Raw genomic sequence first — 13,019 nt, 5'->3', positions numbered from 1 at the left:
AGAGCAAAGGAGGACCAGAGGCCTGGTCGGAGGGCCTGCGCGGCCCCGTCGCCGGGCCGAACTTCCGGCCGCCGCCGCACACCCCCAACAGACGCGACGTTATTGGCGTAGACAACAGTGTGTGCCACACAGTATGGTGTGACACATGGTTAGCGAGGACGTTCTACGGACGCACCTACAGGAGTTGCGTCGAGGCACCGTCGTGGTGGCCAGCCTGGTCGCGCTACGCCGACCCGACTACGGCTACGCACTGCTGCAACGGCTCACCGAACACGGCTTCCCGGTGGACGCCAACACCCTCTATCCGCTGCTGCGCCGCCTGGAGGACCAGGGGCTGCTGACCAGCGAGTGGAACACCGAGGAGAGCCGGCCGCGCAAGTTCTACCGGACCAGCGACGAGGGCGAGTCGATGCTGAGCCGGCTCCTCGACGACCTCGCCGCCGTGCAGACCTCCGTCACCGGGCTGATCCAAGGAGTGGACCGATGAACACCCTGACCGACCGCTACCTCGCCGCCACCCTGCGCTCGGTGCCCGCTCCGCGCCGCGACGAGATCGCCAGCGAGCTGCGCGCCTCCATCGACGACATGATCGAGGGGCGGACCGACGGCGGCCAGGACGCCACCACCGCCGAGCGGGAGGTGCTCACCGAGCTGGGCAACCCCGACGTGCTGGCCGCCCGGTACGCCGACCGTCGACTGCAACTCATCGGCCCCACCTACTACCTGCTCTGGCTGCGGCTACTGAAGCTGCTGCTGAGCTTCATCCCGGCGATCGTCGGCACGATCGTCACCATCGTGAAAGCCACCGAAGGACAGGGTTTCGGCGCCATCGGACCCGGCCTCGTGGTGGCCATGCAGGTGGCCGTGCAGATCACCTTCTGGCTCACCCTGACCTTCGCCATCATCGAGCGCACCCAGACGGCCGTGGACCTGCCGGAGTGGACAGTCGACCAACTGCCCGACGCCCCGGCGCGTCGGGGCATCCCCCTCGCCGACACCATCGCGTCCGTGATCATGCTGCTGCTGACCATCGGCTACCTGCCGTTCCAGCACTACCAGTCCTGGGTCAGGGGCACCGACGGCGAGAACATCCCGATCCTCGACCCGGCCCTCTGGTCGTTCTGGCTGCCAGCGTTGATCGTGGTGCTGGTCGCCAGCGTGGTGTTCGAGATCGTCAAGTACCGGATCGGGCGCTGGACCTGGCCCCTGTTCGCCGTCAAGGCGCTGCTCAGCCTGGCCTTCGCGGTGCCGCTGGTGTGGCTGGCACTCTCCGACCGACTGCTCAACCCGGCCCTTGCCGAGCGGCTGAGCTGGGTGGCGGAGGCGGGCAACCGGGACTCCCTCGGCCTGGCCATCGCGCTGATCACCGCCGCGATCGTGATCTGGGACGTGATCGACACCGCCCGCAAGACGCGCCAGCAGACGGCGTAAGCGACACCCGAGGCGGCGGCCCGGCGCGGATCTCGCGCCGGGCCGTCGCGCCACGGCATGAAAGGCGCCGACCTGCGCTGTCCTGACCGGGCCGCGGGTCCGTCCGTTAGCGGCCACGGCGGTTGGCGTGGCATCGTTCCCGGATGACCGTGGCACAGCGAGAGGAATGGCGCCGCCCAGGTCCGACGGCGGAACAGCGCCGCAACGACCTGTGGATCGGGCTGGGAGTGACCGGGCTGGCGCTGGTGAGCCTGACCCTGGCCCGCAGCACCGGGGCGTTCCTGCTGGGTCCACCGCCGTCCGGGCCGGAACAGCTGATCTGGACCGTCGCGGTGACCCTGCCGCTGATCTGGCGACGACGCCGGCCGGCCGCGACCCTGCTGATCGTCTCGATAGCGTTCATCGCCGCGCAGGCGCGATCGGCCCCGGAGACCCAGTTCTCCGCCTGGGCGTTGTTCTGCGCCATCTACACCATGGGCGCCTGGGGGCAGGACCATCGGCTGGCCCGCCGCCTGCGGATCGGCGTGATCGCCACCATGTTCGCCTGGCTGGGGATCTACTACGCGGTGACGATCGACCACATCCCGCCCGGTGCCTTCGCCGACGCGGTCGGGCCGGTGCCACCGGTGCTCGCCGCGATGGTCACCGGCGTACTGGTCAATGTGCTGGTCTTTGGATTTGCGTACTTCTTCGGCGAGACCGCCTGGGTGGCCGCGCGGCGCGAGCACGAGCTGCGCGCCCAGGCCGAGGACCTGCGCCGGTCGCAGGCCGAGTCCCGGGAACGGGCGGTGCTCGGCGAACGGGTCCGGATCGCCCGGGAGCTGCACGACGTCGTCGCCCACCACGTGTCGGTGATGGGAGTGCAGGCATCCGCCTGCCGACGGGTGTTCGACCGCGACCCCGCCAAGGCCCGCACGGCACTCACCGCCATCGAGCAGAGCGCCCGCACCGCCGTCGACGAGCTGCGCCGGATGCTGGGCGTGCTGCGGACCCCCGACGGCACCGACGGCGAGCCGCCGGCGGCCGGCGGCGTCGAACGGATCAGCGAACTGGTCGAGCGGGCCCGCAGCGCGGGCCTGAAGGCAACCCTCGGGGTGTACGGCGACCGGGTCGCGCTGCCCGAATCGGTCTCGCAGGCGGCCTACCGGGTGACGCAGGAAGCGGTGACCAACACCCTGAAGCACGCCGGAGCGGATCTGGTGGACGTGCGGGTTCGGTATCTGGCCCGGGAGGTGGAGGTCGACGTGAGCGACGACGGACGGGGCGGCGGCCGGGCCAACACCGTCGGGCTGGGTCTGATCGGGATGCGCGAACGGGTCACCGCGCACGACGGCGACCTGGAGGCCGGGCCGCGTGCCGGCGGCGGCTGGCGGGTACGCGCCCGCTTCCCGCTGGCAGCATCGGCGGACCCACCGGTCGGCGCGCAACGAGCGTCCGGCGACGGTCACCAGGTGGCAGCCGGCGCGGATCGCTCAGCGTGAGCGCCGGACCAGCCCACGACACACCGGAAGCCGAGCGGCCGATCCGGGTGCTTCTCGCCGACGACCAGCACCTCGTCCGCACCGGCTTCCGGGTCATCCTCGAGGTGGAGGACGACATCGAGGTGGTCGGTGAGGCCGCCGACGGCGAGCGGGCCGTCAGCATGACCCGGGCCACCAGCCCCGACGTCGTACTCATGGATGTGGAAATGCCCGGGATGGACGGCCTGGAGGCCACCCGGCAGATCACCGCCGACGGGCCCGGTGCGCCCGCGGTGCTGATCCTCACGACGTTCGACCGGGACGACTACCTGTTCGCCGCGCTGCGGGCCGGTGCCAGCGGCTTCCTGCTCAAGAACGGCACGCCCGAGGAGCTGGTCGAGGCGATCCGCGTGCTGGCCAGGGGCGACGGACTGCTCGCCCCGGAGATCACCCGCCGGGTGATCTCCACGTTCGCCCGTCCCGGTGACCCGACGGGCACCGCCCACCGGCGCCCGGACGCCGACGCCGCGCTGGCCGAGCTGACCCCGCGCGAACGTGAGGTGCTGGTGCTGCTCGCCGCCGGATCGAGCAACGCGGAGATCGCCGCAGGCATCCACCTGGGCGAGGCGACGGTGAAGACACACGTGAGCCGGGTCCTGGCCAAACTCGGGCTGCGTGACCGGGTGCAGGCGGTGGTGTTCGCCTACGAGAACGGGGTGGTCCGACCCGGCGGGTGACAGGTGTCCGCCGCGAGGCGGACCCACAGGCTCAGCCGCCGGGCGGACGGCGGACCGGCGTATCCGATCTAGCGTGGGTCCGTGACCAGAACGCTCCGCCTCGACGGCGTCGACCGCAGTTTCGGCGACCGGCAGGTGCTCAAGAACGTGTCCTTCGAGGTGGCCGCCGGCCGGATGACCGGCTTCGTGGGCGCCAACGGCGCCGGCAAGACCACCACCATGCGGATCATCCTGGGTGTGCTCGCACCCGACGCCGGCGAGGTGAGCTGGGATGGCACGAAGCTGACCCGGCAGGACCGCCGGCGCTTCGGTTACATGCCGGAGGAACGGGGCCTCTACCCGAAGATGACCACCCGCGAGCAGGTGACCTACCTCGGCCGACTGCACGGCCTGGACGCCGCAGCGGCCCGGCGTTCCACCGACGCGCTACTGGAACGGGTCGGGCTCGGTGAACGCGGCGACGACCTGCTGGAGACGCTGTCGCTGGGCAACCAGCAACGCGCCCAGATCGCCGCCGCGCTGGTGCACGACCCCGAGGTGCTGGTGCTCGACGAACCGTTCTCCGGCCTCGACCCGCTGGCCGTCGACACCGTCGTCACCGTGCTGCGGGAACGGGCCTCGGCCGGGGCGCCGGTGCTCTTCTCCAGCCACCAGCTCGACGTCGTCGAGCGCCTCTGCGACGACCTGGTGATCATCGGAGCCGGGGAGATCCGGGCCGCCGGCAGTCGGCAGCAGCTGCGCGACTCGTACACCGTTCCCCGCTACGAACTGGTGGTGGCGAGCGACGCCGGCTGGGTCCGCGACCACCCCGGGGTGACAGTGGTCGAGTTGGACGGCCCGCGAGTGGTCTTCGACCTGCCCGCCGGCGCCGACGAACAACCCGTGTTGCAGGCGGCCCTCGGCCGCGGCCCGGTCCGCGCCTTCCGCCCGGTCAGCCCCTCGCTCACCGAGATCTTCCGAGAGGTCACCCAGTGAACGTCACCCAGGCCACCCGGCTGGTCGCCGAACGCGAGATCCGGGTCAAGCTCCGCGACCGCACCTTCCTGTTCGGCACGCTGTTCTTCCTGCTGATCGCCGCGGCCGGCACCATCCTGCCGCCGCTGCTCTCCGGCGGGCCGTCCACCGTCGCGGTGACCGAGAGCGCGGCCGGTCCGCTGCGCGCCGCCGGCCTGGAGGTCCGGGTGGTCCCCGACGACCGGGCCGCCGAGCAGGCCGTCCGCGACGACGACGTGGACGCCGCAGTGGTCTCCGGACCGGTCGTCCTGGCCATGGACGACGCCCCCGACGACGTGGTGCGGGCCCTGAGCAGCCAGCCGACGGTACGCCTGCTCGACCCGGACGCGGTGGACCCCGTGGTGGCGTTCCTGGTGCCCTTCGTCTTCGCGTTCGTCTTCTTCCTCACCTCGCAGACGTTCGGTGTGCAGATCGCGCAGAGCGTCATCGAGGAGAAGCAGACCCGGATCGTGGAGATCCTGGTCGCCGCCGTGCCGGTCCGGGCCCTGCTGGCCGGAAAGGTGGTGGCCGGCGCGATCCTGGCGTTCGCGCAGATCGCGTTGATCGCGGTGGTGGCGGTGGTCGGGCTGCAGATGGGCGACAGCGGAGGTCTGCTCACCCTGCTCGCTCCGGCGATCGGCTGGTTCGTGCCGTTCTTCGTGATCGGTTTCGTGTTGCTCGCGGCGATGTGGGCGGCGGCCGGCGCACTGGCCAACCGGCAGGAGGACATCGCCGCCGTGTCGACGCCGGTGCAACTCGCCGTGATGCTGCCGTTCTTCGCGGTGATCTTCCTCAACGACAACGACACCGCGATGCGGGTGCTGTCCTACCTGCCGTTCTCGTCGCCCACGGCCATGCCGCTGCGGCTGTTCACCGGTGACGCGGCCGGGTGGGAACCGTTCGTCTCGCTGGTCGTCCTGGTGCTCACCGCCGGTGCGTTCCTCGCCGCCGGTGCCCGGGTGTACGAGGGGTCGCTCCTGCGCACCAACGGCCGGACCTCCCTGCGTACCGCGTGGCGGGAGCGGGAGACGATCGGCTGAGCCGACGGTTCGCGCGCGGGCGCCGGTGTCCTGGTCGGACACCGGCGCCCGCTGCCGTACGACGGACCGCACGCGTGGGTCAGAGGGCCGGCGGCACCTGGTCCCAGCCGGTGGGCAGCCGCGGCGCGGACCAGGCCGGGTCGGGCTGCCATGTCGCCCACGCCGGGTCCCACCACCGCTCACCCGCGTCGAGCAGCGCGGCGATCCGGTCGCCCTCGGCCTGGATCGCGTCACCCATGCCCGGGTAGCGCCCCTCGACGAGGCGCTGGGCGAACAGCTCCACGTCCTTCCAGACGTACCGGTCGGCGTCCGCACCCCACCACAGGTCCAGCTCGTGGTCGAGGGTGTCCACCCCGATCGGGGTACGCCGCACCGGGTCCTGGAGGTTGAAGTACCAGCCGGCGAAGTCGCGACCCGGCCCCGTCCAGAACACGTCGATCGAGTGCGCCTCACCGGGGCGTTGCAGCATCAACTTGCCGTGGCCCGACCAGGAGCGGTGCCCGGCGGTCTCCCACGGGTGCCTGCCGCACGGGTAGACACCCGTGTCCGGGAAGCCGAACTCGGCACCCGGTGGAAGGTAGAGCGCGAGCAGGTCGGGCGAGTCCTCGACGCAGATCGTCGGGCAGGCGAACCACACCTCGCCCCGCAGCACCTCACGCCGTACCACGGTGTCACCGGGCGCGAACCGGTCCGCCACCACTGTCACCTCCGCGCTCTCCCCACCGAGGTCTCAGGCCGGAGCAGCCCTCGGGCAGCCCCGGCCGGTCACGAGTCAGACGGGCTCGATCGTGAGGTCGGTGACCTGGTCGTCCTTGATATCAAACACGAGGGCGAAGGACAGAGGCCCGCCGGGGAAGTCACCGTCCCCGGAGGCCACCAGCCGGTCGTCCGCGAACGAGGTCGGCGTGAGCACGACCTTGGGGTTGATCAGGTGCCCCTGGATCCACTCGCGGATCTCGCCCTCGCCGACCCAGGTCTGCCCGTCATCGCGTACGGTGGCCCCGTCGCCGAAGACCGCGGCCAGGGCGTTCGCGTCGTGCGCGTTGGTGGCCGTGATGAAGGTGTCGACGGCCGTGGGTAGAGTGATGTCGCTCATTTCTGTTCTCCAGTTTTCTCGATTGCCAGGACGCGGACGCGTGCTGGTAGGACCGTGCGTCAGAAGTCCGCTCCGCGGGAGAGCTTCTCGTTCGCGCGCAGCTCCGCTAGTGCGTTCTCGTGCATCGCGACGACGACGTCGTAGCCGGAGTTGCCGAGCACGATTCGTTTCGGCGGAACGGGTGCGTTCATCGCGCTGATCACGGCCTGCACCCCACGAACGGGGTCTCCTGCCTGCTTGCCGTTGTGGTCCACGAACGCCGCCTTGACGCTCTCGACCATCGGCACGTAGGCGTCGACGATCTCGTCGACGTCCTCGTTCTGGAAGTAGGCGAAGGCCTTGGTGCGGAACGCCCCTGGCTCTACGACGAGCACGCGCACACCGAACGGCTCGACTTCCTGGCGCAGTGTCTCCGACAGTCCTTCGACGGCGAACTTCGCCGCCGCGTAGTAGCCGAACCCCAGTGCGCCGACGAGGCCTGCCACCGACGACATGTTCACGATCCAGCCGTTGCCGCGTGCCCGCATACCGGGCAGGACGGCGCGCACCATCTCGACCACGGCGAACAGGTTGAGGTCGAACGTGCGGCGGATCGTCTCGTCAGGGGCACCCTCGATCGAGCCGTACCAGCCACGGCCCGCGCTGTTGACGAGCACGTCGATCCCGCCGAACCGCTCCTCGGCCGCCTTGACCGCCGCACGCACCTGGTCGGCATCGGTGACGTCGAGCTGGAGCACCAGCGCACGGTCGCCGTGTGATTCAGCCCACTCTCGCAGTTCGGCGGGCCGACGCGAGGTCACCACCACCTGATCGCCCTGCTTGAGGGCAGCCTCCGCGTAGACCAGGCCGAACCCTCCGGGCGTCCCACCCGTGATGAACCAAGTCCTCATGGACTTCCCCCTTCGCTATATCGGCCAATGTAGCGCTACATGAGCTACCATAGCAACATGCAGAACGCACGGGATCGACTCCTGCTCGCCGCGGCGGAGTTGTTGCAGGCCGGCGGCACGGTGTCCACGCGAGCGGTGTGCGAACGCGCCGGGGTGCAGGCCCCCACGCTGTACCACCACTTCGGCAGCAAGCAGGGCCTGATCGACGCCGTGGTCAACCACGGCTTCACCCAGTACACAACTGTCGAGAGCTCCGGCAACCCGCTGAACGACCTGCGCGAGGGCTGGGACAGACACGTGCGGTTCGGGCTGGAGCACCCGTCGTTCTACGGGCTGCTCTACGGCCGCGTCGAGCCGGGAAAGCCCTGCGCGGTCACCGCTCCCGCGCACGCCGCGTTGCGCGAGCGGTTCACCGACGCCGCCGCCCAGGGCCTGCTCACGGTGCCCGCGGACGACGCCGCCGAACAGGTGCTCGCCGCCAACGTCGGCATCACGCTCACCTTGATCAGCCAGCCGGAGCCGGACTTCGGGCTGTCCGTGCGCGTCCGAGAGGCCGCACTGGCCGGAGTCCTGCACACGCCCTCCAGCGACGCCCCCGCTACCCGCGCGAGCGCCGCACTGACGTTGCGTGCGCTGGTCGGCAACGACCCGGGAAACCTCACCCCTGGCGAACAGGCGCTGCTCGGCGAGCTGCTGGACCGCCTGGCCCGCTAGGGGCTGCGGCGAAGTCGGTCATAGCCACTCGTTGATCGCGGCGACGTGCACGGTGGCTTCATAGCGCACGGCGAGTTTGTCGAATCGGCACCGGAAACCGCGATCCAGTCAGTCGACGTCGCAGTGCGAGTATGGCTACTACCAGCAAAGACGAAGCCCCGACACTCATGGTGTCAGGGCTTCTCGGTGGTCAGCGCGCGGTGCCTATCCCCTTCGCCAGGCTGACAAAGCTCTGCCACGATGCCTGCCCGAAGGCCAGCGTTCCGCCGTCCCGGTTCTTACTGTCCCGGACGGCGACTACGCCGGGGAGATTGTCGGCGACCTCCACACAGTTGCCCTGTGCCCCGCTCCGGGTGCTCTTGCGCCAGCGAGCGCCGGTCAGATCAATCATGGTGCCTCTCCTTGATCCCATGCATCAGCTTCCGGGATTCCTCAACGCTCAACGCTTGGGCGGTGAGGGCGTTCCAAACTTCCGCGTACGTTCTGACCTCTTCGAGCCGGTCAAGGTAGAGCGCACCCGAAAGACCTTCGTTGTAGACCGTCGTCGGCTCGGCAGACCTCGCCCCGTTGGTCGGGAAATCAAGGATGACGAACCCACCAGACACCACCACTTGCGTGATCGCGCCCTTGAGCGGAAGAACCCTGACAGACACGTTGGACGCGTCACTGGCCTCCACAAGCTTGTCTATTTGCGCCGACATACCCGGCACGTCTTTGTGCAGTAGAGCTTCCTCAATAATCACGTCCAGCGCGGGAGCGGCAGGTCGCTTCCGGGCTAGCAACCGCTGACGCTCGATGCGCAGCTCAACTAACTTCGCCGCTTCGTCGTCGGAGACGGCTGGGCGCGTGCGAACCACCTGAGCGGCATACTCGGGGGTCTGCAACAGCCCCGGCACAACAGCGTGTTCATAGCTACGGATACGGCTGGCCGCTGACTCAAGGCCGACATACAGCTCAAACCAACGCGGGATCACCTCGCCATAGGCGTGGTACCAACCCTTGCTCTTAGATTCCTTGGCGAGGCTGACGAGGACTTGCGTCATGTCCGGGGCAGCCTTGTAGAGCCGGCACATCTGATCGACGTCCAGGGCACGGATGGGAGTTTGCCCCGACTCGATGCGGTACATCTTGGCGCGCGACCACTCAAGGTCAGAGGCTGCAGCCTCAAGGCCGATGCCGGCTTGCTCCCGGGTCTGCCGTAGCAGCCGGCCCAACTCCCGCCTCGGCACCGTCGATCCCGCTTCACTCATCGGCACCATCCTCCCTGTCTCATCCTGAGCCGTCATCCGACTTGCCTTGAGACGGCGCATGCATCATGACTCGTAAAGCTTGCCTCTCCATGAATGTCTCACGCGGAGTGTTGCATGCTCCATCGACTCTCCCGGATCGTGGCTGTCAGCAACGGCAGCGACACGGGAGGTAGGACATGCGAAGGTGGAAATGGTTCCAACGGCAAAACGATCCCGTCGACGTGGTCGAGCAACCTGTGTACGGGCACCAGGCCGGCGCATACGGCTACCATCCACCCTCGCCCTCAGGTGAATCGGCCCCTCTGTGGAACGCACCGACAACCGCCCTATGGGAGCGGCCCTTACTTACCCGGGCCGGGGAACACCGGACGTGGCGGATGCGACGGAACACGCTGTGAGCGATGACCTTTCCGCTGCCCTACCCGCACGTTGGCCCCTGGTGGCTGTTGGTGACGTCTTGAGCATCAGCCCGGCCGACTACTGCTTTGGAAGTGACCGGCTCCACTTGCGGGTCACTCATGTTCCGAGAAACGCCGACCTACTGGCCCTTGAGTGGGTGCAACTCTACGGCGTCGAGCTGTGGCCGGACGGTAGGGCGTTCCAAGAACGGGCGGTATTGATCCGGGTGCAGGCTCTCCGGGACAGCCCGCCAGTCCGGCTTGAACCGGACGCCGTGGACCTCGGGACGGTTGCCGGTGCCTGACCTCCAAGCGGGCGAGGTTGTCCACGTCACCCGAGCCGCGTCGGTCCAGTTCATGCGGCCCATCACCTTCCGCGTCATCAGGATGCTCGACTGGCCCACCTACGACGGATGGGCCTGGCTGGACGGCTACGAAGTGAACCGCAAGGGCGACGCTGTCGCCCGCCGAACCATCTTCGTGCAGCCGGCCGAGCTACGAAGACTGTCAGCCGGCCAGGCGAGGCGGGCGAGGGCACCGCCCTCGCTCACACCTAGACTGAGTCGAGCCGGCTGAGCTGCCCTGACGTGCGGAAAATGGAGTCGATACATGCAGGTGACCGAAGCCTTAGATGCGATCGCGGCACTTATCAGTGCCAGCGAGCACCCCGACGTCACGGCGGTAACGCGCTACGGCGGGGACACCAGCCCGGGTGGGCAGTCACCCCCCGGCGTCAAGGTCATGCATCGATCTGGCTCGTCCGCCCTGCTGTGGGCTGCCGAGGAGCCACGCCCCGTTCCGGCTCCGGAGCCACTCCCGGCGGAGATGCCCCCGCCTACGCAGCGGGCAACCCGAATGCTCGCGTTCGCCACACAGCTACTCGACTATGCGCGCCCACCCATCTTCAAAACATGGGAGACGTGCGCGTACCCCGGAGTTCACCTGTCGCCGTCCACGCTAAGGATCACCTGCGCGGATGGCACGAAAATCTACCTCCGTGTGACAGTGGCATCCGGCCCCGGCCGTGAACCGGAGGCGGATCCTCACCCGGATTACCGAATCCCCGAAGGAGTCCGCGAATGGCCCCTCAGAGTCAGTGTTCCGTCTGCGGCGCGAGAGTAGGCGTTGCGCCAGGCAAGAGCTGTCCGCCGCACCAGGCGATGGGCAGCAGGGGCACGTGCCCCGGGTCGGGACAACCGACCTCCTGACTGAACCACAAAACGGAGGGGGCCCGGTGAAGGCCCTTCCGTTACGGCTTTCTGGCCTCGCTGCCGTACCTCGTGAGATCTTGGACAGTTTCCGTTCGCACATGACGGAAACTGTCCAAGATCTCTGTCTCCGGGCGGCTGCGGTGGCCGCGATTACCTCGCGTTGAAGGTGTTCAGCGCCCTCAGGCGTCGACGGCCGCCATCACGTCGTCGCTGACGTCGAAGTTCGCGTAGACGTTCTGCACGTCGTCGCAGTCTTCCAGCACGTCGATCAGCTTGAAGACCTTGCGCGCGCCCTCCTCGTCCAGCGGGATGTTCATGCTGGGGATGAGGGAGGACTCGGCCGACTCGTACTCGATGCCGGCGTCCTGCAGGGCGGTGCGGACCGCGATCAGGTCGGTCGGCTCGGACACCACCTCGTACGCCTCACCGAGGTCGTTGACCTCCTCGGCGCCGGCGTCGAGGACGGCCATCATCACGTCGTCCTCGCTGGTGCCCTCCTTGGGGACGATCACCACTCCCTTGCGGGAGAACATGTACGACACCGAACCGGCGTCGGCCAGCGAGCCGCCGTTGCGGGTCAGCGCGGTACGCACCTCGGTCGCCGCCCGGTTGCGGTTGTCGGTGAGGCACTCGATCAGCATCGCGACGCCGTTCGGGCCGTACCCCTCGTACATGATCGTCTGCCAGTCGGCGCCGCCGGCCTCCAGGCCGGAGCCGCGCTTGACGGCGCGATCGATGTTGTCGTTCGGCACCGAGCTCTTCTTCGCCTTCTGGATCGCGTCGAAGAGAGTCGGGTTACCGGAGGGGTCCCCGCCACCGGTGCGCGCGGCCACCTCGACGTTCTTAATCAGCTTGGCGAACATCTTGCCGCGCTTGGCGTCGATGACGGCCTTCTTGTGCTTGGTCGTCGCCCACTTTGAGTGGCCGGACATCTTCTACCTCCGTCTGTCATTCCACGCCTGCATCGACTGCCGCACCGATGACGCGCCGTATCGGGCGGTCCGGCGGCCGGTCGGCTCCGCGGGAATTGCCGCGCCGGGCGACGGCCCTGCCGAACCGCGGCAATCTTACCGAGGTCACACCCGGGCGTGTCACATCCGGCACCCGCCGGGGTGCCGCCGGGTGACCCACTGGACAACCAGCTGGGGCCGGAGAACATGCCCCGCCGGTCGGACGGCGACCCGTCCGACCGCTCAGGCGGCCCGCACCAGATCCACGAAGTACGCGTGCACCCGCAGGTCACCGGTCAACTCCGGGTGGAACGAGGTGGCCAGCAGGTTGCCCTGTCGGACCGCCACGATCCGGTCGGCGGCCGGGCCACCGGTCACCGTGCCGATGACCTGGACACCGGCACCGACCCGCTCGACCCAGGGCGCCCGGATGAAGACCGCGTGGAACGGCTCCCCCGGCACCCCGGTGATCTCGACCGGGGCCTCGAACGAGTCGACCTGCCGGCCGAACGCGTTGCGCCGCACGGTCATGTCGATGCCGGCGAAGCCCCGCTGGTCGGGTCGGCCGTCCAGCACCGCCGTGGCCAGCATGATCATGCCGGCGCAGGACCCGTAGACCGGCATGCCGTCGGCGATCCGCTTGTCGATCGGCTCGCGCATCTCGAAGATGTCGGTGAGCTTGCTGATCGTGGTGGACTCGCCCCCGGGGACGACCAGGCCGTCGACCGCGTCCAGCTCCGCCGGGCGACGCACCGGGCGGGCGTCCGCACCCGCCGCGGCCAGCGCCGCCACGTGCTCGCGGACGTCCCCCTGAAGAGCGAGAACACCGATCACGGGTACGGCCATCCG

15 protein-coding genes are annotated in these 13,019 nt (G+C 69.0%); 8 read left to right on the top strand and 7 right to left on the bottom strand.

Translation table 11 applies throughout. From position 1 onward, the window contains the following. The first annotated feature begins 145 nt into the window (after positions 1-145). From O7614_RS12815 to O7614_RS12790, 6 genes are all read left to right on the top strand, one after another. Positions 146-487 carry a PadR family transcriptional regulator gene (locus O7614_RS12815; RefSeq protein WP_088990384.1) on the top strand — a complete coding sequence of 114 codons (342 nt, stop codon included), beginning with the start codon at positions 146-148 and terminating at the stop codon, positions 485-487. Beyond that, positions 484-1,431 (top strand): permease prefix domain 1-containing protein, encoded by a 948-nt coding sequence (locus O7614_RS12810; RefSeq protein ID WP_278138677.1) that lies wholly within the window; start codon positions 484-486, stop codon positions 1,429-1,431. The genes O7614_RS12815 and O7614_RS12810 overlap by 4 nt, the downstream gene beginning before the upstream one ends. Positions 1,432-1,574: 143 nt before the next feature. Continuing rightward, complete coding sequence (locus O7614_RS12805) at positions 1,575-2,912, top strand: sensor histidine kinase (RefSeq protein WP_278138676.1); 1,338 nt, start codon at positions 1,575-1,577, stop codon at positions 2,910-2,912. Further along, positions 2,909-3,628 (top strand): response regulator transcription factor, encoded by a 720-nt coding sequence (locus O7614_RS12800; protein ID WP_278138675.1) that lies wholly within the window; start codon positions 2,909-2,911, stop codon positions 3,626-3,628. The genes O7614_RS12805 and O7614_RS12800 overlap by 4 nt, the downstream gene beginning before the upstream one ends. An 81-nt stretch (positions 3,629-3,709) precedes the next feature. Further along, positions 3,710-4,603, top strand: a complete 894-nt coding sequence (locus tag O7614_RS12795; protein ID WP_278138674.1) for an ATP-binding cassette domain-containing protein — start codon at positions 3,710-3,712, stop codon at positions 4,601-4,603. Further along, positions 4,600-5,661 (top strand): ABC transporter permease, encoded by a 1,062-nt coding sequence (locus tag O7614_RS12790; protein ID WP_278138673.1) that lies wholly within the window; start codon positions 4,600-4,602, stop codon positions 5,659-5,661. The genes O7614_RS12795 and O7614_RS12790 overlap by 4 nt, the downstream gene beginning before the upstream one ends. A 79-nt stretch (positions 5,662-5,740) precedes the next feature. On the opposite strand, the gene O7614_RS12785 is transcribed toward O7614_RS12790, so the two are convergent. The 3 genes from O7614_RS12785 to O7614_RS12775 form a co-directional block, all read right to left on the bottom strand. Continuing rightward, the gene (locus tag O7614_RS12785) at positions 5,741-6,358 is read right to left on the bottom strand and encodes a DUF402 domain-containing protein (protein ID WP_278138672.1); all 618 of its coding nucleotides are present in this window, start codon (positions 6,356-6,358) and stop codon (positions 5,741-5,743) included. Positions 6,359-6,433: 75 nt separating this feature from the next. Continuing rightward, positions 6,434-6,757: a nuclear transport factor 2 family protein gene (locus O7614_RS12780; RefSeq protein ID WP_278138671.1), complete on the bottom strand. Its 324-nt coding sequence runs from the start codon at positions 6,755-6,757 to the stop codon at positions 6,434-6,436. Between the two features lie 59 nt (positions 6,758-6,816). Next, entirely contained in the window at positions 6,817-7,647 is an 831-nt protein-coding gene (locus O7614_RS12775; protein ID WP_278138670.1) for an SDR family NAD(P)-dependent oxidoreductase, read from the bottom strand. Positions 7,648-7,704: 57 nt separating this feature from the next. Between O7614_RS12775 and O7614_RS12770 the strand changes: the two genes are divergently transcribed. Next, positions 7,705-8,361, top strand: coding sequence for a TetR/AcrR family transcriptional regulator (locus O7614_RS12770; protein WP_278138669.1), 657 nt, complete (start codon positions 7,705-7,707; stop codon positions 8,359-8,361). A gap of 190 nt (positions 8,362-8,551) precedes the next feature. Here O7614_RS12770 and O7614_RS12765 read toward each other — a convergent pair whose 3' ends face one another. Continuing rightward, entirely contained in the window at positions 8,552-8,749 is a 198-nt protein-coding gene (locus O7614_RS12765; RefSeq protein WP_278142240.1) for a DUF397 domain-containing protein, read from the bottom strand. Further along, complete coding sequence (locus O7614_RS12760; RefSeq protein ID WP_278138668.1) at positions 8,745-9,611, bottom strand: helix-turn-helix transcriptional regulator; 867 nt, start codon at positions 9,609-9,611, stop codon at positions 8,745-8,747. The genes O7614_RS12765 and O7614_RS12760 overlap by 5 nt, the downstream gene beginning before the upstream one ends. Before the next feature lie 755 nt (positions 9,612-10,366). Here O7614_RS12760 and O7614_RS12755 point away from each other — a divergent pair. Continuing rightward, positions 10,367-10,585, top strand: coding sequence for a hypothetical protein (locus O7614_RS12755; RefSeq protein WP_278142239.1), 219 nt, complete (start codon positions 10,367-10,369; stop codon positions 10,583-10,585). A gap of 814 nt (positions 10,586-11,399) precedes the next feature. On the opposite strand, the gene O7614_RS12750 is transcribed toward O7614_RS12755, so the two are convergent. Together O7614_RS12750 and pdxT are read right to left on the bottom strand one after the other, a co-directional pair. Next, positions 11,400-12,152: a YebC/PmpR family DNA-binding transcriptional regulator gene (locus O7614_RS12750; RefSeq protein ID WP_145783932.1), complete on the bottom strand. Its 753-nt coding sequence runs from the start codon at positions 12,150-12,152 to the stop codon at positions 11,400-11,402. Positions 12,153-12,413: 261 nt separating this feature from the next. Further along, complete coding sequence (pdxT, locus tag O7614_RS12745; protein WP_278138667.1) at positions 12,414-13,016, bottom strand: pyridoxal 5'-phosphate synthase glutaminase subunit PdxT; 603 nt, start codon at positions 13,014-13,016, stop codon at positions 12,414-12,416. Positions 13,017-13,019 lie beyond the last annotated feature (3 nt).

The sequence above is a fragment of the Micromonospora sp. WMMD961 genome (assembly GCF_029626145.1).
Lineage (GTDB): Bacteria > Actinomycetota > Actinomycetes > Mycobacteriales > Micromonosporaceae > Micromonospora.
The sequence above is the reverse complement of the archived record's forward strand: the minus strand, read 5'-3'. Positions and strand labels throughout refer to the sequence as shown.

Bases quoted from the DNA above. Each gene is read 5' to 3' on its own strand.
- O7614_RS12815 (WP_088990384.1), top strand. From the start codon at position 146: ATGGTTAGCGAGGACGTTCTACGGACGCACCTACAGGAGTTGCGTCGA.
- O7614_RS12775 (WP_278138670.1), bottom strand. From the start codon at position 7,647: ATGAGGACTTGGTTCATCACGGGTGGGACGCCCGGAGGGTTCGGCCTG.
- O7614_RS12770 (WP_278138669.1), top strand. From the start codon at position 7,705: ATGCAGAACGCACGGGATCGACTCCTGCTCGCCGCGGCGGAGTTGTTG.
- O7614_RS12760 (WP_278138668.1), bottom strand. From the start codon at position 9,611: ATGAGTGAAGCGGGATCGACGGTGCCGAGGCGGGAGTTGGGCCGGCTG.
- O7614_RS12805 (WP_278138676.1), top strand. From the start codon at position 1,575: ATGACCGTGGCACAGCGAGAGGAATGGCGCCGCCCAGGTCCGACGGCG.
- O7614_RS12750 (WP_145783932.1), bottom strand. From the start codon at position 12,152: ATGTCCGGCCACTCAAAGTGGGCGACGACCAAGCACAAGAAGGCCGTC.
- O7614_RS12810 (WP_278138677.1), top strand. From the start codon at position 484: ATGAACACCCTGACCGACCGCTACCTCGCCGCCACCCTGCGCTCGGTG.
- O7614_RS12755 (WP_278142239.1), top strand. From the start codon at position 10,367: ATGCGGCCCATCACCTTCCGCGTCATCAGGATGCTCGACTGGCCCACC.
- O7614_RS12780 (WP_278138671.1), bottom strand. From the start codon at position 6,757: ATGAGCGACATCACTCTACCCACGGCCGTCGACACCTTCATCACGGCC.
- pdxT (WP_278138667.1), bottom strand. From the start codon at position 13,016: ATGGCCGTACCCGTGATCGGTGTTCTCGCTCTTCAGGGGGACGTCCGC.